Source organism: Planktosalinus sp., assembly GCF_059864935.1.
Genome location: NZ_JCBCCK010000232.1, coordinates 1 through 4,704 on the forward strand (window position 1 = coordinate 1; position 4,704 = coordinate 4,704).

Annotated in this window: 4 protein-coding genes; all 4 read left to right on the forward strand. The window is 42.8% G+C overall.

Translation table 11 applies throughout. The annotated features are described in order from the left end of the window. Positions 1–229: 2-oxo acid dehydrogenase subunit E2 (locus AC6F75_RS08115; RefSeq protein WP_500714500.1), on the forward strand; the 229-nt coding region annotated here is incomplete at its 5' end. 79 nt (positions 230–308) lie between these two features. Further along, positions 309–2,438, forward strand: coding sequence for a thiamine pyrophosphate-dependent enzyme (locus AC6F75_RS08120; protein WP_500714501.1), 2,130 nt, complete (start codon positions 309–311; stop codon positions 2,436–2,438). 215 nt (positions 2,439–2,653) lie between these two features. Continuing rightward, entirely contained in the window at positions 2,654–3,349 is a 696-nt protein-coding gene (locus AC6F75_RS08125) for a protein-L-isoaspartate(D-aspartate) O-methyltransferase (protein ID WP_500714503.1), read from the forward strand. Next, a partial coding sequence (locus AC6F75_RS08130) for a spermidine synthase family protein (RefSeq protein ID WP_500714504.1) occupies positions 3,349–4,704 on the forward strand: 1,356 nt, incomplete at its 3' end. The genes AC6F75_RS08125 and AC6F75_RS08130, both read left to right, overlap by 1 nt.

The following is a 4,704-nucleotide window of genomic DNA, read 5'->3' on the forward strand; positions in this document are numbered from 1 at the left end:
GGGAACACCCATTATCAACCAGCCCGAAGCAGCCATTCTGGCAACAGGCATTATCAAAAAAAGGGCAGAAGTCATTGAAAAAACCGAAGGCGACACCATTGAAATCCGTCAAATGATGTATTTGTCCCTGTCATTTGACCATAGAATTGTCGATGGTTATTTAGGAGGTAGTTTCCTAAGAAGAATTGCCGATTATTTTGAACAATTTGATAGTAAAAGAAAAATCTAAATAGATTCTCGCAAAGCCGCTAAGCCGCAGAGAAAAACTTTGCGACTCTGCGACTTTGCGAGAGAAAAATAAAATAAAAATGACCCATAATATTTCCAAGAAAGTTTTCAAAAAAGCCTTCAAAAACGTCTGCACAGCAAAAGCCATGGCGGAGCTGTATGAAGAAAACTTCAAAGTGGTTTCAAAATATGTACATGCCACCTCACGTGGACACGAAGTCATACAAACCGCTTTGGGGATGCAACTCCTGCCACAAGATTATGCCTATCCTTACTACCGCGACGACTCGATGTTGTTGAGTTTTGGCTGTACGCCAAAAGATTTAATGCTACAATTACTGGCAAAAAAAGACGACCCTTTTTCCGGCGGAAGGACTTATTATTCCCACCCCAGTTTGCGGGATGATGATAAGCCCAAAGTGCCGCATCAAAGCAGTGCTACCGGAATGCAGGCGATACCCGCGACGGGTGCTGCTTTGGGATTCCATTACCGTGAATCTAGCCTGACGGCAGACAGGGGCGGTAATCTTTTCAATGATGAGGATAGATATGGGTTTTTGTTTCCGGAATCTGAAGGCCGAGATTACCGCCTTCGCGGGAATTTGCCGATTGTGGTCTGCTCACTGGGCGACGCCTCTGTCACCGAAGGCGAAATCGCCGAAGCCTTTCAAATGGCTGCTTTAAAACAGTTGCCTATTTTATATTTGGTACAGGATAACGGTTGGGATATTTCTGCCAATGAAGCGGAAACCCGGGCACAGAGTGCTTTTGAATATGCCAAAGGGTTTCACGGACTGGAAGCCATTTCCATTGACGGAACAGATTTTATTGAAAGCTATACCGAAGTACAAAATGTCATAGAAACCATCCGTAAAGAGCGCCGACCGTTTTTGGTTCACGCTAAGGTTCCATTGCTGAATCACCATACTTCAGGAGTTAGAATGGAATGGTACCGGGATGATTTGGAGGAGGCGCGTTCGCGTGACCCCTATCCGAAGATTAGAAAACAATTGTTGGATAATGGGTTTACTGAAAGTGAGCTGAAAGAGATTGAGACTTCCGCTTCCGCGGAAGTTGAGGAACACTATCAAGAAGCCCTAAAAGCCGAAGACCCAAAACCCGAAGACCTTTTCACACACGATTTTGCACCCACACCCATAACCGAAGAAACCGGAACCCGCATTCCTGAAGGAGCTGAAAAAGTGGTAATGGTGGATTGTGCCCTTTTTGGGATAGAAGAATTAATGCGAAAGCACAAAGAATGTTTACTCTACGGTCAGGATGTGGGCGGTCGTTTGGGCGGTGTTTTCCGCGAAGCGGCTACACTTGCGCAAAAATTTGGTGACAACCGTGTGTTTAATACGCCCATTCAAGAAGCTTTCATCGTTGGAAGCACCGTAGGAATGAGTGCAGTGGGATTAAAACCCATAGTTGAGGTTCAGTTTGCAGATTACATCTGGCCAGGATTGAATCAATTATTTACTGAGGTGAGCCGAAGTTGTTATCTCTCAAATGGCAAATGGCCAGTGTCGATGATTCTTCGCGTGCCGATTGGTGCTTATGGAAGTGGTGGGCCTTATCATTCCTCTTCCGTGGAAAGTGTGGTGACCAACATCCGCGGGTTGAAAATTGCCTACCCAAGCAACGGTGCCGATTTAAAAGGATTATTAAAAGCAGCCTATTATGATCCCAATCCGGTAGTGATCTTTGAGCATAAAGGATTGTACTGGAGCAAAGTTCCGGGAACAAAGGGTGCCACCTCAGTAGAACCGGGAGAAGACTATGTGTTGCCTTTCGGGAAAGCGTGGTTATTACAAGAAATCTGGAAACAGGAAGATGTGGAAACTGCTACAATTGTCTCTTATGGAATGGGTGTCCACTGGGCAATGAACGCAACACAAGGACTGCGTGACCGTGTTGAGATTATCGACTTGCGAACGCTTTTCCCTTTGGATGAAGAAACTATTATGAAGTCGGTCAAGAAAACCGGAAAATGTTTGGTGGTGACTGAAGAACCTTCCAACAACAGTTTTGCAAGGGCACTCGCCGGAAAAATTCAAGAGGAATGTTTTCAGTTCCTTGATGCCCCGGTGATGACAATAGGTTCAGAAAATATGCCTGCCATTCCATTGAACTCAACTTTGGAGCAAACAATGATTCCGAGCACGGAAAAAGTGAGGGCTATATTAGATAAGTTATTGGAGTATTAGATTTACAATTTACATTCGATAATAACATTTTAAAAAGGGTAGTTTTGTGAAAGCAAAACCACCCTTTCCATTTTTAAGAAAAGATTATGTTTCTTAAATTATCCCAGATATAGACTTGTTTTACAATGATTTAAAGAGAGTTGGCTTAGTAGCCAATGATTAATATGTCGCCTTAATTTATTATATTTAACTGAATATGACTAAAAGACGGCATCATGAAAACTTCTCTTTATTTACTCAGTATTATTCTCTCATTTTCAATACCCGCTGTATCACAGGATAACTTTCAAAGGGAAAGACAACAAATGGTTAATCAACAATTGGTGGCACGGGGTATTAAAGACAAAGCCACTCTTGATGCGATGCGTACCGTGGAACGCCATAAACTCGTTCCGCAGTCTCAGGTAAGGCATGCTTATGAAGACCGCCCGTTGCCCATTGGTCATGGCCAGACCATATCACAACCTTATATTGTGGCTTATATGACAGAAATAATCAATCCGCGTCCCGGAATGAAAGTTTTGGAAATTGGTACAGGTTCAGGATATCAGGCAGCCGTGCTTGCTGAAATAGTGAATGAGGTATATACAATTGAGATTGTTGATGCTTTGGCTCGAAGTGCCAAAAACAGCTTAAAAACGATGGGATATACCAATATTCATGTAAAAGCTGCTGATGGTTATTACGGCTGGGAAGAACACGGTCCTTTTGATGCCATAGTGGTAACCGCAGCAAGTGAGTTTATTCCGCCACCGCTTATTGCCCAATTAAAAGAAGGCGGTAAAATGATTATTCCCGTGGGAGCTCCCTTTACAAACCAAAACTTGATGTTGGTAGAAAAAGGGAAGGATGGAAAATGGAAAACCCGAAATCTTTTCCCCGTAAGGTTTGTGCCTTTTACCCGTAACTGATGCAGAGTAACTCCTACTTCAACCGGCTTTTAATTTCTGTTGGATTGTTGTCTATTGCAATGATTGCTTATCAATTGAGCCTTATGCAATACCTCTCTATTGTTCAGTGGTATCATTTTGCTTATATGGTAATTGCCATTGCATTATTAGGGTTTGGGGCCGCAGGTACTTTTATTGCTTTGTTTCGTAAATTTTTGCTTGAAAGGATAGATGATCTCTTGCCCCTGTTCATGATTCTTACAGGGATATGCATGCCCTTTGCCGTATGGCTATCGGGACAACCTTTTGCCCGGTTTGACACCTATTTATTATTTGTGGAACAACACCAACTTTGGCAACTTCTACTTTATGAATTGCTGTTTTTTATTCCATTCTTTTTTTGTGCTTTGGCTATAGGATTGGTCTTTGTAAAATATACTGATAACATTGGTAAATTGTATTTCAGCAACCTAGTTGGTTCCGGTTTGGGAGGTTTGGTGGCCATTGTTTTGTTTTGGACGGCTGCACCCACTTTAATTCCTTTTATTACAGGTTTTGCTTCGTTAATTGCTACGTTATTTATACTTCCTGTTTTAAGAAGACAGCTATGGATTTCCACTACAGTGGCAACAGCAATTGTGCTGCTTGGGATTGGGGTGATTTATCCGCCATCGCTGCCAATTTCTCAATATAAAAGCCTGAGCACAACACTTGATTTGCCCGAAGCAACCATAGAAAAAACGGCCAATAGTCCTTATGGCTGGGTACAATATGTCTCTTCACCGGCATTGAGGTATGCCCCGGGTTTGAGCCTTTTTTATACGGAAGGAGTGCCAATTGTCGATGCTGTGTTCAGCAATGGGGATTGGGCAGGTGCAGTATTGCAGTCACCCGAGGACAGTCGTATTTTGGATTATACCACTTCAGCAGTAGCTTGGGAACTCGCTAACCATAAAAAGGTACTGGTACTTGATGCCGGAACCGGAATACGGACACAATATGCAGAAATGAAAGGCGCATCCCATATTGACCATGTAGAATCCAACGAATTGGTTTCCGGGTTTGCTGCCGGGAATATTGGTTTTGAAAGTAAGGATGCTGTTACCTGGCACCGTCAGGATTCCCGTTCTTTTTTGGCTAAATCTTCGGAAAAATACAACCTTATCAGTCTTCCATCATTAGGAGCTTTTGGTGGTTCCGCGGGATTACAGGCCCTACAGGAAGAATATCTTCTCACTACTGAAGCTTTTTCAAAAATTTATGATGGGTTAGAAAATGATGGTTTTTTGGAAATGACCGTATGGATGGATTATCCTTACCGAAATTCCCTGAAAATTGCCGCAACCATTTCCGAAGTATTAGCAGAAAAAGGGATT

Coding starts and splice junctions, on each gene's coding strand:
- AC6F75_RS08120 (WP_500714501.1), top strand. CDS start 309: ATGACCCATAATATTTCCAAGAAAGTTTTCAAAAAAGCCTTCAAAAAC.
- AC6F75_RS08125 (WP_500714503.1), top strand. CDS start 2,654: ATGAAAACTTCTCTTTATTTACTCAGTATTATTCTCTCATTTTCAATA.